Here is a 16,864-nt window from a genome sequence, read left to right as displayed (position 1 = left end):
ACTTCTTAACTTAGACGTTCTGAAATCGTCACTAAAACTTGTGATGGTGCTTTTGCCACTAAGTCATGAACAACACGCGCATCAAACGATAACATCATATTCTCGCTTAATTCAAAAACATTTTCATCTGCCAGTGGAACATTCTCTGTCTCAAAGGTCATCTTCACGGCACCTTTTAACACGAGCACTGTCGCATATCCGTCATGATGATGTTTGGCTAATCCATCTCCAACTTCAAAATTAAAATAGACGCATTTATACTTTTCATTAGAAGTCACGATTTCTTTACGATCATTTAAAAAATTTAAATTCACCACTTGGGTTTGATTTTGCATAACAACACTCCTTTCAAAAGTAGTGTGGAGCAGAATCAAGAAACTATACTTGATTTCATCAAGCAAAAAAACTTCTGAGAGATGATCTAAATCATCACTTCAAACAATTGCACGTTCTATTTGACTTTTATTTTTCATATCGTAAAACATAAACCGTTTTAAATGTGGGGGAAACACTAATGAACTATCAACTTTTAATCAATATTACTTTTCGCACTTTACTAGCCATGTTTATTGGTGGTCTCATCGGATGGGAACGAGAAAGTACGCATCGTCCCGCCGGATTACGAACTCATATGCTTGTTGCGGTGGGTTCCTGTGCCATCATGCAACTTGGAGCATTTAATGCTACTCATATTGGAGCCGAATTTAACGTTGATCCCTCTCGTTTAGGTGCTCAAGTCATTTCTGGTATCGGTTTTTTAGGAGCGGGAACGATTATAAAAGAAGGAACCACCATTAAAGGATTAACAACAGCCGCTAGTCTTTGGGTCGTAGCTTGTTTAGGACTTGCCGTTGGATCAGGAGCCTACGCCATCTCCATTATTGGATTTGTAGCGGTTATCTTAACGCTCACTGTTTTCGAACATGCTTCCACGTTCATTCCCTTCGGAAAATATCGCCGCTTTTCGATTAATCTTCAATGTCATCAATTAAATGAAACCTTACAGCATTTAAATGCTACGGCAAAAAAGTATCATGCGCATATTCTTGATTTAGAACTTCTTGGTTTACATGACGATATCACTGAAATATCCTTCAATTTCTCAACCAAAAAACTTCGTAAAACACTGGATGCTACAACACTATTTAATGATATTAATGAAAATGAACAGATTGTATCCGTTAAAATGACCGAATATTAAACAAAAAAAATGACGCAAGGCGTCATTTTTTTACATATTACGGGGGCTGAATAGTTAAATAAAGAGTTTTTTAGCTGTTTTTCCGACAGTTAAGGTTCCAACGGTGTCAACCGTTCCACCGATAACACCACCAACAATAGGGACTAATTTTCCTAAATTAATGATCCCTTTTTGGCCAAATTTGGTTACTAAGCGAAATCCTACTTTTTTATTAATCTGGTAAATGACTTTCATTGGCATTTTTTTAATTAAATTTATCCCAACTTTTGAGCCAATCGTAATCCCAGCTTGTTTTAAAATATCTGTCGCCGCTTGACCCGTTAAAGCGACAAAAACTAATGTTTTAACCTGATCATCTTTGAGGTTATATCCTCTCATTTTTGCAATAGTTGCAATCATTCGAATTTGAACAAAAATAACGGAACTAATGTTAGCTGGAATGGCAACTGGTAATGTTAATAGTCCCCCTAATCCAGTGATAAATCCACTGGTTGCACATTTTGCACACTGCCAATTGATGAAGGTATCAATGGATTCATCAACGGTGTCATACTTTTCAAGATAACGTTTAGCTAACTCTTCTGCCGACTCCATACCAGGAAGTCCTTGAATTGCTTTTTCATACCCCCACTCTAAGACTTGCATCATTTTAGACTCAGTTAATTGACTACTGCTTTCCATACTGCTTCACCTCGAGAATTTTTTACTATTAGTGTCTTTGAGTGATATTATCTTATGACAAGTCAAGTAACCTCGCGTGTGTGATGACATAAAATTGGAAATTTAAACGTCGAAAAAGCGTTAGACCTACGATCTAACGCCTTTAAAATTCTGCATCAATAATTCGTCTTAAATCTTCAGAGAAGGTTAGCTCACGCTTATAATTTCCTTTCACACTTGTTTCATCTAACCTTAAACCCGTTCTTAGACGAACAGAATCATAAAATAAACTTAAATTATAAATTTCTTTGACTAGTCCTTTTGATGGACAATACTCATGATTGATAAAGTTTTCAAGCTCCTCTACATATTTATATGGAAGATGTTCGATCGTTTCAACTTTAAATCGATCTAGTATTTGATAACGCATGTCTTCTTTAATTCGTTCTTTTAAACGCGTCTTTAACGTCTGATATGGCGCAAACTGAACAGCCTCTTTTGGATACTTACAACTCAGCTCAAAAAGCTGACAATACTCATTTTTCTTAAACGCTTCCCTAATTCTATCCTCCACAAAACTTCCACTCAAAAATTTACAATCCTCTACCTTTTTCATCGTTTCACCCCACCAATCAGCATCTACTTTAAAATACGTCAGGAAACGGCAAACGTGCATGGTTTAATTAAAAAGTTTTTAAATTTCTAATCTCTTAAAAATACAATAAATAAAAGAAGTCCATTATTTATTATCAGTACGGCTATTTATTATTACCTTATACTAATTATTTTCACTAATATGCTTTTAGCCTGATTAGCGTATTCCTCTGTTTAGTTTTTAGAATCCTCTAACAGAATTATTTATTTCTTATCAATAAAGTCTTGCAAATTTGAATGTTTATATAAGTTCCGATTAGTTTAATACATTCGGACTTATATAGTAAAAAGGACTGTCAGAATTTTGACAGTCCTTTTCTTTTTAAAAATAAATATCTTAGATACCACGTTTTAAAAGATATTTTTCATAGTTATACATCATTGATCCATCGCTAAAAATTTCAATATTTGTCGATGTTTTTAATGGGAATAGTCTAGTTGTAAAAGCTACTTCCCCATTATTGATAAAAATTTCAGCAATGCTATTATCCATTAAAACTTTAATTTCAAGCACTTCACCAATATTTAAATCTGCTTGACGATACGTCCCGAACTCCTCAACAAATTGGTGCTTCAACTCGCTTCGATCAAGAGTCACAGTTTGTTCTTTTTGATTAAACTCGAGTATTAAACGCTCCTCTTCTGAAACGGCTAAATTCAATCCAAACGTATTCGCGTCATTTGGTTTAAGTGTCACATTTAACTCATACGTATTCGTTTCATTTGGTAATAAAGCAAATCCTTGGCATTCTCCTGATTCACTCATTCCGTCTAGACGTAATAGCTCTAGTTCTTTGGCTGGAAATTGAATGACTTTATTATCTTTAATAGTGATCTCTCTTGGGAAGGTTAAACAATGTGCCCATCCGAATTCATCTGTTGGATACTCGAACTCCCCTAAACCAGCCCATGCTAACAATAATGTTTGCTCTTCTTTTCCTTTGAACATTTGAGTCGCATAAAAATCAAATCCTCGTTCAAACTCATCAAATGATTCGACTTCAAACGTTAAATTTTCTATATCTAATTTTCCAATAACATACGTCACATTGAATAAATTTTTATATTTCTCTCCTTGTGGCTCAATTCCTTGTGGTGAAAAGACTAACAAGTCTTTTCCATCAATCTGAGCATAATCTGGGCATTCCCACATATAACCAAACTCTTGATTAAAGTTCTTTAAGATTAATTCTCCAAGTAACTTCCACTCTATCCCATTTGGAGATTGATACACAATGAACGTTCCTGTTTCATCTAATCGCTGAGCCCCTAAAATCATATAGTATTGATCATTCTTTTTAAATACTTTTGGATCACGAACATGTCCCGTATATCCTTGTGGAACCCCTTCAATTAATGCATTCGATGGATGTTTTTGAATATTACCATCACCATCCATAATTGCCAAACATTGGTTGGAACTTCGATTCATTTTATCTAATTTAATATTGCCTGTGTAATATAAGTATAACTTATTATCTATTTCAATAGATGTCCCTGAATAAGCTCCATGAGCTTCATAGTCTTCAGTCGGTATTAAAGCGACTTCTTCACGTGTCCATTCAACTAAGTTTTTAGATTTTAAATGAGCCCAATGCTTCATTCCATGTGTTGTTCCATAAGGATACCATTGATGAAAAAGATGATAATATCCATTAAAATAAGCTAATCCATTCGGGTCATTTAATAGTCCGAATTCTGGATGAATATGATAAATCGGTTTCCAATTGTCATTTTTTGACTTTTCTAGAAGTTGAGCTAATTCTTCTTTTGTCGTTTCTAGGATGGTACGATGTTTAGGCTCTTTATATCTCATGATTAAGCTACCTCTCTTTTACCTTTTACTTTTCCGTAGGCATATGTGAAAATAAATCCTGCCACTAAGGCAATTAAATGAGCAATAATATAGTTTAAATGTCCATTTCCTTCAGCTGCAACGATTGCAATTCCAGGAATAGCCGTTGCTCCAAATCCAATAGCTGTGACATGTGCCAAATAAACATATGCTCCACCTAGTGTCGCTCCAAGGCATCCTGCAATTAATGGGAATTTATTTTTTAATGTCACTCCAAAAATAGCAGGTTCCGAAATTCCAAATAAAATTGATCCAAATGAAGAAATACAGATTTGTTTTGTTTTATCATCTTTCCAATTTAAAAGTAAGAATCCTAAAACTGCCCCACCTTGTGCAATTAATGCAACTGACATTAATGGCATAATAAAGTTACGTCCTGTATCAGCAATTAATTGTGCTTCAACTGCTCCAATCACGTGATGGATCCCAGTAATAACAATAATTTGTTGAATTCCAGCAAATAACATGTAACCAAATACGCCTAAACTTGTTGTTGCCCATAATAATGAATAAGTGATGATATCTGCTAAACTACGTCCTAGTGGACCTATGATTGTAAATAATAATAACGCAGCCACAACTACTGTTAATAACGGAGCAAAGAATAGTTTAACCATATCAGGAATTTTTTTATTAAAGAAAATATCTAATTTAGCTGTAATGAATCCCATCATTAAAGCGATGATAATTCCACCTTGAAAGGCAACTAATTCAACATTTAATCCAAAAATATTAATAACCTCTGGTTCAACTGTTCCATTTCCAACTGAGTAAGCATTGGCTAAATCCGGATGTAACATAATAGCTCCAATGACTAACCCAAGAACGGGTGTTCCTCCGTAACGTCTTGTTGCTGAATAAACAACTAACATTGGTAAGATAGTAAAGATCCCTGTTGAACAAATGGATAAGAAGCGATTAATACCAGATAAAGATGGGAACATTTCTACAACAGATTGAGAACCAAAAATTCCTTGTTGCTCAAGTAAACCTGTTAATCCCATTAATAAAGCAGCTGCTAATAACCCTGGAATAATATCGACGAAAACATCAGACAATGATTTAATCGCCTTTTGGAAAGCATTTTGTTTTTGTGCTGATTGAGCCTTCACATCACCTAAAGACATTTTTTCCGTTCCACTAACTTCTGTAAAGACATCATAAACATTATTAACTATTCCTGCACCAAAAATGATTTGTAACTGATCCCCCGCTACAAACACTCCTTTAACTAAATCTAATTCCCCGATTTGATCTAAATCTGCTAATGAATTATCCACTAATACAATTCTTAATCGTGTCGCACAGTGGGCAACTCCTTGTATGTTTTCTTTTCCACCAAGCAACACTAATAATTTTTCTGAAATTTTTTGATAAGTTTCTCTTTTATTAGACATATCTCATTTCTCCTCTCATTAATAGGAACCGGTTCCACGCGTTACAGGGATAATATAGCATACTATTTTATCTATTACAACCCCTTTCAGTAAGCATTTACAAAAAAAGACAATCAATTTTCAAACTGATTGTCTTCTACTTCTATTTTCTTTTAACACTTTCCGATTTGATGAGTTGATATCCAATAATCTGTAAATCCGGAACTTTCTTTTCAGCCATTAAGTCAATGATTGTTTCAGCTGCCAATTGACCAGTTTTTTCATTTTCAAATTTAATCGTGGTCAGAGGAGGGGTTACTAAGGTTGCCAAATCATAGCCACCAAAACCAGTCAATGAAATATCTTCAGGCACACTTAGGTTATGACGTAAAATAGCCCTTCTAGCTCCTAATGCGATACGATCAGTCGCACAAATAATGACACTTGGCTGATTTTCCATTAAAGCCTCATCGATAACTCTCTCCGCTAGTTCACTCGTAAAGTCAGATTCTAATACACGGATATGAATCGAATCATTGTTGTTACGTAAGCCGTCTATAACACCATTACGACGATTGATTCCAACGGCAGTATCATCTTCTGGCACTCCTAAATAAATGACATTCTCATGTCCCATTTCTTGAACATAACTTCCAATCTCAAATCCAGCTTGGTAATCATCGTTAATAATAGAAATAATTCCATCACTTCCTTGTCCAATCATTACAAATGGGACATTTAATTGATGAATGACTTCCTGATGAATCTCTTTAATCTCTGTAGCCACTAAAATAATTCCATCAACTTTTAATCGAGCTAAATTTTCTATACTTTCAATTTCTAAATCTTTTCTTAAACTTGTATTGATGATTAATGGATTATACCCATTTTCTCGTAACGTCATATCTATTGCCATAATGACCTTTGAGGTAACAATCGAGTCTAACCCAGGTGCTATAATCCCTACAAATTTAGTCTTTTTTGCTTTAAGACTTTGTGCAAAGGCATTAGGTTCATAATTATATTCTTCAATCACTTGTCTTATTTTTTCTTTTGTTTCTTCACTTACTTTTCCATTATTTAAGTATCGAGATACCGTACTTTTCGCTACTCCAGCAATTTCTGCTATATCTTTAATTGTTAAGGCTTTATTCATCCTTATCCTCCTACTAACTCTCACTAAAATTAAAACAATTTTATCTCTTTTATTATAGATTAAATTTTATTACTTTAACAAGGTAATGATATAGAAGACCAAAAAAGTTCGTAAAAATACGATTGAGACGACAAATACAAATAAACTTATATTAGTGAATTTAGCTCCTTAATATCACGAAAAATTTCACGAAAATTATTTGACGTAGTTATCTTTCCATTATTTATTTTCTTTACAAATATTATTGATACTATCGATAGAAGTATTAATTTCTAAATGAATACCTCAATACTCCTATTAAATGCAATGATTACTACCTATCAAAATTATATGATTTATTAAAAAAACAACCAAGCATCTTATCAGGTTTATCCGTTAAAACTATCGGGGAAAAAACAGTAATAAAATGAATTTAGACTCTTTTATAAATAAGTATTGATTATTAAAACGATTAATAATCAAATCCTTGATTAAGACAGTAACCATTTAATTATGATTAATCATCAGAATTTCAACTCAAAATCACCATTCTTTTAAAACACATCCTAAATTTAAAAGAGTTAAGTGCATATTACACTTAACTCTTTTGTCTATCTCATACTCATACACTGTAATTCAGCTTGTTCGAGGACGTGGTTGATGGCTTGTTCGCTTTTGTTTGGCGGGTAGTCATATTTTCTTAGGAGGCGTTTGATTTTGGTACGCATTTTGGCTTGCGCACGTTCACTTTTGTACCATTCATCTCCTGTTTCTTTGATGGTATCATTAATGACTTTAGCTAAGTCTTTAGCAATCATTAATAGTACCTCACGATCCATTGTTTCTAAAATTTCTAAATCTTCTGTTAAGACATCAAAGAACGCTTTTTCTTCATAAGTTAAATCCAGTTGGGTTCCTTCTTCAATAGAAATTAAAATGGCATCTTTTAATTTAATTAACTCTTCTAATACGACATACACATCTTCTTCATCATGACGATTGTTATATTGTTCTAAGATGCGTTGAAGTTTTTCTGAGAATTCTTTACTTTTGACTAAGTTAACTTTCTTTAAGCTATCGACCTTTTCTTTCATAACACGCATCAAGATATTAGTGGCAATATTTTTTTGTGGCATCGCTTGAAGTTTTTGAAGGTTTTCTTCTGTTAATAAGTCAAAATTATCTGAGCTTCCCGCTTCAGAAAGAACTAAGACTTCATCACCTAAGATCGCTTCTTCTAGCATTTTTGAAATACGATGATTCACTTCTTTTAAATCCGGTGTTCCTGTTTTATTTGTTTTCATGATAAACGAGCGCACCGCAATAAAGTATGAAATTTCTTGTTTCATTTCTTTTTCTAGAAAACTTATACAAATTTTAAATACGTCTTTTAATAATTCGTAACATTAATAATTTATGCTAATATCTTCTTTAAAAACTTCATCTTATTCTTTTTCGTCTTCTGCAGCCATTGACCAACCATAGTCATCTCCAACTGGAATATAACGAATAACTTTATCAAATTGCCCCAGACGCTTTTTGAGATAATCACTCAGATTTTTATCAGTGCAATAGATGTAGCAACCTTTTTGACCACGTGTCATTAAAGTACGATAGGTATTTTTAATAATATCATCGGCTAAAGCTAGAGCTTGTGTTGGATTCTTTTTATACATGCCTTTTAAACCTTTAATCGATTGGTCTGTAGTTGCACGTTGGAAAAAATCTGTTACAATTTTACCATTTTCATATCGCATATCATTTCCAATAATAACTCCTACATAATCAAACTCTAACCCCTGGCATGTATGGATACAGCCTGCTTCATTCACTGACTCAGAATCAATTGCCCAAGTTGAAGAATTCCCAAGATTCCAACTTATTGAAAAATCATGCTCTTTAATTTGAATATCTTTAAAGTTTGAATTATTGCGTCCATCTTTTTTCCATTCCCAACAGTATCCGGCTACAATACGAGCTTTATTATTAATTTTATTTTTCTCTTCAATTAATTGCTGCATTTGTTGAGGCGTCTCTACAACTTTAATATCATATTCAAACTCAAATCCATCAAAGTTAGCCGTCTCTTTAATTTCTAAAACATCATCAAGCCATGCTAAATAACCATCTGATCCATTACATCTAAATTGAGAATCTAGCTTCATTTCATAAACATCCGCATTTAATTCTTTAGCAAAATGATGTATCACATCTTTATTTCCGGCATCAGCTACTGTTACTCGTTGATTTTCATCAATAAAGAAAATCGAAAATTTAGAAGCATTAATAATTTCTTTTGTTTGATTTTCCCCTTTATTTTTAAACATTCCTGATTTTTCGTTTAAACGATGCGCTTCGTCTACAATAAGAACATCAAATTCATTTTGATCAGATTCATAATAACAACCTGAACCTTTAAATAAATTATTAATATACGATTTTTTATAATTGCCTTGTAACTTTTCGCAATAAATCGCACGTGGTGCACTGTTTTTCGTCACATATTGGCAAACCATATCTTCAGACGTTAATTTAACTAATAAATTAATCGCTAAAACAGATTTTCCTGTTCCAGGCCCTCCTTCAACAATCAAAACATTTTTCTGATTTGTTCGATAAGATTGACGTGCTAATTCAATTGCTTCTTCATATACAACCTTTTGAGTGTCAATCATGACAAATTCTTCATTTCCTTTTAACATTGAATTTAAAGAATCCTGTAATGACTTTGAGGGACGAATTTTCCCGTTTTCAATTTTATATAAGATACGTTTCTGATCAGGTAATTTAATATATTTCTTAATAAATTCACGTAACTTTAAGACATCACCTTTTGCATAAACAGGTGCTTTCTCTAAGTAACTTTGATAGTGTTCATTAATTAAATCGTCTTGCTCATCTAAGACATAATTATGTAAATACGCACACGGATAAAGATTCACTTCTCCACTTTGAACCGACTCATTATAATTTTCAATTAAGCTAGCATATGACCAAGCCTGATAAGATGGGTGAGCTGTTTCATGAACTCCATGCGCAAACCTTGTTTTAATAATTCCATCTTTATAATCAACAAGCTCCGCTTTCTCCCACTGCTTTAATTCAACAATGATTACAGAATCTTTCTCTGACTCATCCATCCCTGTTAAAATAAAATCAATACGTTTAGAAGTCGTTGGCACTTTATACTCAATGGCAACACCAGCCTCTTCTGGAATTTCATTCGTTTGTAACACCTTATACATATATTGCATCGAATTATCCCAAGAGCGAATCTCATTTTGTGATGTTCTCCCAATCTTTTTCTTATAATTCTCATAAATTTTCATCGTTAACTGATCATTTAAAATATGCTCTAAAAATTCTCCCTTTGTCGCTTCATAAACAATCATTCCTATCACACCTTTATCTTTAGTTAACCTATATAAATCACATTCTCTGATTAAGTTATCCCAAACCCTAATAAATATATTCTTCTAACTTCATAGCTAAATGAAGTACTAATGTATTCCTTAAGGTTCCTTTATATTGAATTGCCTCTTTACGATAACGATGCAAATAAGATACCCAAGATTTTGCCTCGTCTTCTACTTTTAAATGTATTGGATAAAATTCAATCATATCTACATATTTATATTGCTCTGTTGGCGTCTTTAACTTAGAGCTTTTCAATCCTGCTTTAGTATATGGTCCTTGATTTGGTCGTTCCCCTATACTATAAAAAATATCAGATGATATAAATAAACCACTTTTACTCTCACATGCTCCATTTTCTTTTTGAGGAGTTAAATAGTCAAATACTTCTGAATTCTGACGAGTACGAATAATTCTTAAATTATGCTCTTTTGTTAACGATATACTTTTTTCATTATCGAACATTAATTTTTTTAAAGTATATGTATCTTCTTTCTCTACAGCCTCAAGTGTTTTATTAGTCAACATTTTCCAGTAATTTCTTGTTACACCATTGCTATCCACAACAAGTAATTGATCATTATTATCATGGAGTAAAGTTATAACTTTTTGTTTAATATCTTGACTAACTCTTGTTCTAGTAACTTTTTTATAAGACTCTATGGTAGCTAATTTTTGAAATTCTAAACAAGCTTCCCAATATCGTTTAGAGCCTCTCCAAAGCGCAGGACACTCCACTCTTATTTCATGTTTATGAGGAATAGCTGTCAAAAACAACGCCATTCTATCTATATTTCCATAGGGGGTTTTTTTAAAGTTTATGACATGAATTCCCGTTGTTATTACTTGATTAAGTTCTTTATTCTTTTTAGGTGCATGAATCTGCGGAAGATACCCTAACTGCCGAATCATATCACGAATAGCTGCATCAACTCGATGACTGATGTCACTTTCAATACGATCATCAATAAATTGTGTCAATCTACCCTGACGCGCCAATCCAGCTCTAATTGCCTTTTTAGGGTCTGTATTATCCTCAAAATAATTATTACCATCACTATCTTTATATGGTAATAAGACAAATGCTACTGTTAAATCAGAAGTATACTTAACCTGATTTTGAATCTCTGAAATTCGTAAATGATGTCTTTCAGATTCTTGCTTTTCTGGATCTAATGCTGATAAAATAGTTGGATTATAGATTTCTTTAATTGTGATATATGAAGGGAAGCCTTCAGTAGCACCAATAATTTTTAATACTTCTCGTTTTAATATAGAATTAATTTCATTAGAACTATACGAATAAATCTCAATTACTAAGTGCTCTTTTCCCGTCATTTGCTTTAATAATTCTTTATAATTATCATAGTCTACATTTGAAAAACCAGTAACTCGCATTGCGTTCAATCCTTTAATCGGACATAACCATTCTGAGCAAGACCTCTTAATCTCATTATAAATATCCCACTTATCATTCATTTTTAAACCTGATTCAATTGTTGTAATTCCTCCACCCATTTGTGGGTGATAAAGTCCATATAATTGATTGTCATGATACTTATTTGGGCTATTAATCCATTCTTTTACAGGAGGAAGCGATTCATTGAAATACTCTTTATAAAGTTTTACTGTATCACTTTTCCAAATAATGTCCTTTTTATCCTTTGTAACCTCAAGTGTAAATAATTGATTACTAGATATCTTTTTAAAAACTGTCACATTATTACTTATTAAATATTTATAAGAAATTCCCTTACTTAACCAACGCGAAACTTTGGAAGTATAAAGGACTTTATAACAACTTTCGCTTGGGATTGTTTGCAAAGTAAACTCTAAGCTAAGCGAAAAATAATCCTTTCGATTTTTTAATGAATTAAAAAGTAACTCTGGTTTACTATATATACGACTCTTTCCTTTGTGTATTGCAATCATGAATTCTAATTCAGATTGATGAACCTTTATTTTGTCTTTCATAAGTTGCAGACATAGTAATTTAGGTATCAAATCGAATATTTTACCATTCGTTTGGTCTACTCCCGATTTTAATAAAGGAATATTTTTTTTTTTAGATGGAGCTAAGTCCTCTATCGATAATTCATCTAGCCATTGAAGAAAAGCTCTTTTTCTATCAATATCTTTTATTTTGACTATCTGATTCTCTCCCCATACTTGTATTGCATAAATTAAATATTCATTATCAATGTCCTCTGTACTAAGAATTAAATAAGGATTCGATTCTCTTGTATATAAATCATTACAATAAACAATTCGAGGAGAAATAGCATAAATTATCTCCTTGAGCGATTGAGTTTTAACGAGTCTAGTTGGTTGGCCATTTTTAAATTCAAATAAATAATCTTTAAAGAATTCACTCCACTTAAGTGGAATATGTGTTCCATATAAATTTTCTGTAAGATTTCTACGTAAATTAAATCCCTGTAAAAACAATGCTTCTTTATTCATAACCATTTAACCCTTTCTTTAATGCTGTATAAAATGGTAGATACAATAAATGACTTAGCTCCTTATCTTCATCACTATCTAATAATCTTTCAAGATATTTACAAATCTCTTGTAATAAATCAAAATTACTTGTTCCTGATTTGATAAAAGCATCATCTGCAAAATAAATATGTGGTGGAGTTTTTTCAAAATTAGTAATTCGAAGTAAACGTCCAAAAATCTGCATAATTAAAATAAAGCGTGAAATAACTATTTCACTTTTCAATTGTTCTGGCATACTTCCTACCTCATAATAATCCGCTAATGCATCCTTCCAAAACTGATTTACTAATCCCCGTAAATCCACGATATCCAATTCCTCTTGCTCTTGATTTACTTTTTTTATCCACGAATAAGCTAAACCATTAATCTGAATCATTGTGCGACTAATATCTTTTGGTACTTCCATTGGGCGAACTAAAAAGAATAGAGAATTAAATAACGAATGACCATCTTCTCCTACTATATTAAATCCACGTTCAATAGAAGTTGCAGGAGCAATAAGAATTTGACAAGCCGGAGCTATTAGCCTTAGTCTCTCAATATTTCCACGTTTAACAAATCCTACCTGTTCTTCCTTATCATCTTCTATTAACGAATAGCACTCTACACTTCTCCAAATTTCATTAATTATTGCTTGCACAGGCTTACACTGCTCATAACTATTGACAATAAGTAAGATACGATGATTTTTATCTAATTCTGACTGGATATATTGTTGACATGCTATTACAATTTCAGATAATGCATCATCTTTATCATTGACTCCAGATACTTTTACATTTGTAGGAATAATTGTTAAAGATGATTTCCGAATAAACTGTTGAATTTCCTCTCTTGGTTCAAGAATATATGTAACATCTCGTTCGATATGATAACGATATGATCCTGGAGCATAACTCGTACCAGAAAATAAAATTGTTTGGGGTCCTAATGCTTCTCCTTTCTCATTTAATTTCATAAAAGGTAAGTCTAATAAAATTGAACGACCTAAACCAAATTGCCGAAATACTGTAAAATCCATTTTTTCTTTATCATAAATATAACCAAAAATATGCTTTAATAGCGCTTCTGGTATTAAATGCATTATTGACTGAAGTGGATTACGTGTAATATACGGTAATTTTAATTGTGCCTTATCTTCATATTCTAGTAATTCCGCAGATCTTATAAATGACTTCACAGTTTTATCTAAACATAAAAAAAGAAATACAAATTCAAACTCAAGTTCGCTTACTTTTGAATTAACATAATGCTTTCTTACTTGATTAAAACACTCTCTTATATTTTCTGCTGTACCTAATAAACTATTTTCATAATTTGCAAGTATAGCATTTTCTTCTATACTAACTAGATTACTTAAGTTACTATAGTTCAATAAATCCTCTTTTAATTTTAAATCATCCACAAATTTTTCAATAATAATTTTATCCGTCAAACAAGTTTCACATTTAAGTAAATTTTCAATCTTCGTATTTGTCCCATCACTTAAAAAATAATGAAGCTTATCGTAATATTTTTTAAAATCATCGTAAGCATCTAATAAACATCGGATTTTCTTTGTTTTTCTCTTTTGATTTTTAGGATGATTCCAATAACTCCATGTATCATAATTATCGGAAACTAAATTATATAATTCATATTTTTTAGAAAAAATATCATCTAATGTCACTTGGACTTTATCAACTTCATCTATCATTACTAAGTCTATGTAATTCAAAATAAAATCTAATAATGGCATGGAAATTCCTCCTTCCAACAGAGGTGTCCTTCCATAAACTAGAGAATGCGTTGTAGTAATAATTACATCTGCATGTGCTATCTTTAAATGTTGTGCTTTTCTTGGACAATTAAAGTAAACAGGACAAATATATTTTGCATTATTATGTTCAAGTGAATAGCAAGGTTCCGAACCAAATTCTATCCGCTCTAAATGACGGTAATTTTTTATGGCACCTTGTATTGGACAGGGGGCTGTATAATATGGTGCACATTCTTGTGACAAGAACATATCTCCCTCCTCTTTAAGTTTCTTCATTTGCTGGAGAATGGTAGTTCTTCCTGTTACAACAGCAGTTGAAAATCCTAATATTTTAAAAATTTGAGCTACTTTATGAACATCTGTAATGGTCTCTAATACTAAAGTAGCCCGATTTCCTTTTTTGATTGTACCATAAGTTAAAATATGCATTAAAGTAGACTTTCCTGATCCAACCATACCTAAAATATAAGCTATATTATCAACTTTGATTATACTGTTTTTTGTTATTTTCCCTTGTTTAACTTTTTTAATTGTCATTCGATCAAAACGAGAAAAATAATTTTCGCTTTTTTCTCCAGCTATACTTAACTTTTCATCCATTTCTTTTGCTAAATAAGCTAATTCTTTAAAAGTAAATTCAATTTTATCTCCCTTTTTAGGTTTTATTTTAGGATAATACTCCGCTGAATCTATTAAAACCCCATTTAAATCAATCTCATAGATAGTCTCTTTTCGCCTAAATGTATATTGCGATATATTGGGGGCAAAATTTATATCCATGCCTAAATTAACGTGCTTTGTAACCCAAAGTGACGAATACTCTTTATAACGCTTACTCTTCTTATACCCCTGTTTAGGAGAAACCCTCTCGTTCTTGATACTCAATAGTTTAAATGTATCGTCCAGCGATTCGTACAGATTAAAATATTTTTTGAATGTTTTTAAAGAAGTAAATTTATTATAATTATATACAACATTATCAATAAGAAAATCTTGATAATCAAACTCACTTCTCCCACACTTATGAAATTTTTTCAAAATTACTTGAACCATTTTTATGTCAGATATCGCAAATTTCTCATAGCAACATAATAAAAAACTCTCAATTAAGCATACTTCTTTCAAATCCTTTACATCTATATTTTTTGTCGTGCCTCTATTTAACCTTTCTAACTCTTTGATACTTTCTTCGAACATACATCTATTTGCTCCTCTACTTTTTTTATTAAATCTGTAAATGTCAAACACTCTATATTCTGAGGTAACTTATTATTTACTACTTGACAATAGTCCTTACGATTTCTACCTGAATCATCCGGAACCACAATAAAATTCCGTATTCCATTAAGAGGATTATAACTTGAAAGCTTATTTTCCAACTCATAAGCCAATCGATACGGACTATGATAATCTTTGGCATCAATAGCAAAAAACATTTGGTTTTCAAAAGTAATTTTACAGTCATATCTATCTTTATCTGGCCATAATTCACATTCAACGTTAAGCCTATCGCATTTTTTCTTAATCTCTAACTCTAATAATCCTGGAATAACTATAAACAGATTTATGCCTGGCTTAACCCTTTTATATCCCCTATCTATATTAATCTTTTTAGGAGAAATCTGCTTCATAACCAGGTTACAACGATAATGTGAACATCTATATCCTTCATCCTCCTTTATCGCAGTCCATTGACAATTGGGCATTGATAAACTGCATTGGATGGAATTTCTTCATAGCAATAAGCATAAAAATCATCAATAAAATTTTCTCTACATCCACTTTGTGTTAAAATACGACGCAACTTCCCTAATTGAGGTAAAGTAGCTATTGGATGTTCAATTATAAACTTTCGTACTTTAACATAACTTATTGCATCTAATCTTCGTAACAATTCAAATACTTTATTTTGTTCTTTATCAACATTATAATCCAAACACATCGCCGCTGTCAGTCTTCCCTCATCCGTGATAACATATCGTGTCTCTGATATTTTCTCTAATAAAGGTTCAAAACAAAGACTAAATTTTAAATTTTCTGGTTGATTCACAATTCGATCAATCCAATCTTCTGAATGGATACTTAGATAATTTAAGATCATGTCTGTTTCATTACTAGGTGCAACCAACATTCCCTCTTTATCGATTAAATTATATTTAAATGCTATAAACCACCACTCATTAAGTGATTTATAAACTATATCTTTCTTATCTTCATCTTGCTCACACATAACAATACCGTGCATGACATTGGTTATTATTCGATAAAGCTCTTTTTCAAGCATTATAGATTCCTCCTAAATAAA

Annotated in this window: 12 protein-coding genes and 1 pseudogene; 1 reads left to right on the top strand and 12 read right to left on the bottom strand. The window is 32.0% G+C overall.

Annotated features, from left to right (window positions below):
* Window positions 1–5 precede the first annotated feature (5 nt).
* Window positions 6–335, bottom strand: a complete 330-nt coding sequence (locus NEH75_RS02555; protein WP_055241560.1) for a hypothetical protein — start codon at window positions 333–335, stop codon at window positions 6–8.
* Between the two features lie 179 nt (window positions 336–514).
* On the opposite strand from NEH75_RS02555, the gene NEH75_RS02550 reads away from it, so the two are divergent.
* The gene (locus NEH75_RS02550; protein ID WP_055304399.1) at window positions 515–1,201 is read left to right on the top strand and encodes an MgtC/SapB family protein; all 687 of its coding nucleotides are present in this window, start codon (window positions 515–517) and stop codon (window positions 1,199–1,201) included.
* A gap of 54 nt (window positions 1,202–1,255) precedes the next feature.
* Here the strand turns inward: NEH75_RS02550 and NEH75_RS02545 are convergent, their stop codons facing one another.
* The 11 genes and pseudogenes from NEH75_RS02545 to NEH75_RS02495 form a co-directional block, all read right to left on the bottom strand.
* Entirely contained in the window at window positions 1,256–1,882 is a 627-nt protein-coding gene (locus NEH75_RS02545; protein ID WP_055304401.1) for an EcsC family protein, read from the bottom strand.
* 142 nt (window positions 1,883–2,024) lie between these two features.
* Entirely contained in the window at window positions 2,025–2,477 is a 453-nt protein-coding gene (locus NEH75_RS02540) for a hypothetical protein (RefSeq protein ID WP_055304403.1), read from the bottom strand.
* A gap of 375 nt (window positions 2,478–2,852) precedes the next feature.
* On the bottom strand, window positions 2,853–4,331 hold the full coding sequence (locus NEH75_RS02535) for a glycoside hydrolase family 32 protein (protein ID WP_055304405.1): 1,479 nt from the start codon (window positions 4,329–4,331) through the stop codon (window positions 2,853–2,855).
* A gap of 2 nt (window positions 4,332–4,333) precedes the next feature.
* The gene (locus tag NEH75_RS02530) at window positions 4,334–5,767 is read right to left on the bottom strand and encodes a PTS transporter subunit EIIC (RefSeq protein ID WP_055304407.1); all 1,434 of its coding nucleotides are present in this window, start codon (window positions 5,765–5,767) and stop codon (window positions 4,334–4,336) included.
* A gap of 142 nt (window positions 5,768–5,909) precedes the next feature.
* The gene (locus NEH75_RS02525; protein WP_262948492.1) at window positions 5,910–6,902 is read right to left on the bottom strand and encodes a LacI family DNA-binding transcriptional regulator; all 993 of its coding nucleotides are present in this window, start codon (window positions 6,900–6,902) and stop codon (window positions 5,910–5,912) included.
* 590 nt (window positions 6,903–7,492) lie between these two features.
* A pseudogene (locus NEH75_RS02520) lies at window positions 7,493–8,263 on the bottom strand (type I restriction enzyme endonuclease domain-containing protein); the annotation flags it as partial.
* A 63-nt stretch (window positions 8,264–8,326) separates the two neighbouring features.
* A complete protein-coding gene (locus NEH75_RS02515) occupies window positions 8,327–10,273 on the bottom strand; it encodes a DUF2075 domain-containing protein (protein ID WP_055304414.1) in 1,947 nt (648 codons plus the stop codon).
* 67 nt (window positions 10,274–10,340) lie between these two features.
* Window positions 10,341–12,758: a pPIWI_RE module domain-containing protein gene (locus NEH75_RS02510; RefSeq protein WP_262948491.1), complete on the bottom strand. Its 2,418-nt coding sequence runs from the start codon at window positions 12,756–12,758 to the stop codon at window positions 10,341–10,343.
* Complete coding sequence (locus tag NEH75_RS02505; protein ID WP_262941026.1) at window positions 12,751–15,756, bottom strand: hypothetical protein; 3,006 nt, start codon at window positions 15,754–15,756, stop codon at window positions 12,751–12,753. The genes NEH75_RS02510 and NEH75_RS02505 overlap by 8 nt, the downstream gene beginning before the upstream one ends.
* Window positions 15,729–16,190 (bottom strand): hypothetical protein, encoded by a 462-nt coding sequence (locus NEH75_RS02500; RefSeq protein WP_262948490.1) that lies wholly within the window; start codon window positions 16,188–16,190, stop codon window positions 15,729–15,731. Before NEH75_RS02500 ends, NEH75_RS02505 begins: the two co-directional genes overlap by 28 nt.
* 47 nt (window positions 16,191–16,237) lie before the next feature.
* Window positions 16,238–16,843, bottom strand: coding sequence for a hypothetical protein (locus NEH75_RS02495; RefSeq protein ID WP_262948489.1), 606 nt, complete (start codon window positions 16,841–16,843; stop codon window positions 16,238–16,240).
* Between the last annotated feature and the right edge of the window lie 21 nt (window positions 16,844–16,864).

The sequence above is a fragment of the Turicibacter sp. T129 genome (assembly GCF_025594975.1).
GTDB lineage: Bacteria > Bacillota_I > Bacilli_A > MOL361 > Turicibacteraceae > Turicibacter > Turicibacter bilis.
This window is presented reverse-complemented; position numbering and strand designations above follow the sequence as displayed.

Bases quoted from the DNA above. Each gene is read 5' to 3' on its own strand.
- NEH75_RS02555 (WP_055241560.1), bottom strand. From the start codon at position 335: ATGCAAAATCAAACCCAAGTGGTGAATTTAAATTTTTTAAATGATCGT.
- NEH75_RS02500 (WP_262948490.1), bottom strand. From the start codon at position 16,190: ATGAAGCAGATTTCTCCTAAAAAGATTAATATAGATAGGGGATATAAA.
- NEH75_RS02550 (WP_055304399.1), top strand. From the start codon at position 515: ATGAACTATCAACTTTTAATCAATATTACTTTTCGCACTTTACTAGCC.
- NEH75_RS02495 (WP_262948489.1), bottom strand. From the start codon at position 16,843: ATGCTTGAAAAAGAGCTTTATCGAATAATAACCAATGTCATGCACGGT.
- NEH75_RS02535 (WP_055304405.1), bottom strand. From the start codon at position 4,331: ATGAGATATAAAGAGCCTAAACATCGTACCATCCTAGAAACGACAAAA.
- NEH75_RS02545 (WP_055304401.1), bottom strand. From the start codon at position 1,882: ATGGAAAGCAGTAGTCAATTAACTGAGTCTAAAATGATGCAAGTCTTA.
- NEH75_RS02525 (WP_262948492.1), bottom strand. From the start codon at position 6,902: ATGAATAAAGCCTTAACAATTAAAGATATAGCAGAAATTGCTGGAGTA.
- NEH75_RS02530 (WP_055304407.1), bottom strand. From the start codon at position 5,767: ATGTCTAATAAAAGAGAAACTTATCAAAAAATTTCAGAAAAATTATTA.
- NEH75_RS02505 (WP_262941026.1), bottom strand. From the start codon at position 15,756: ATGTTCGAAGAAAGTATCAAAGAGTTAGAAAGGTTAAATAGAGGCACG.
- NEH75_RS02515 (WP_055304414.1), bottom strand. From the start codon at position 10,273: ATGATTGTTTATGAAGCGACAAAGGGAGAATTTTTAGAGCATATTTTA.
- NEH75_RS02540 (WP_055304403.1), bottom strand. From the start codon at position 2,477: ATGAAAAAGGTAGAGGATTGTAAATTTTTGAGTGGAAGTTTTGTGGAG.
- NEH75_RS02510 (WP_262948491.1), bottom strand. From the start codon at position 12,758: ATGAATAAAGAAGCATTGTTTTTACAGGGATTTAATTTACGTAGAAAT.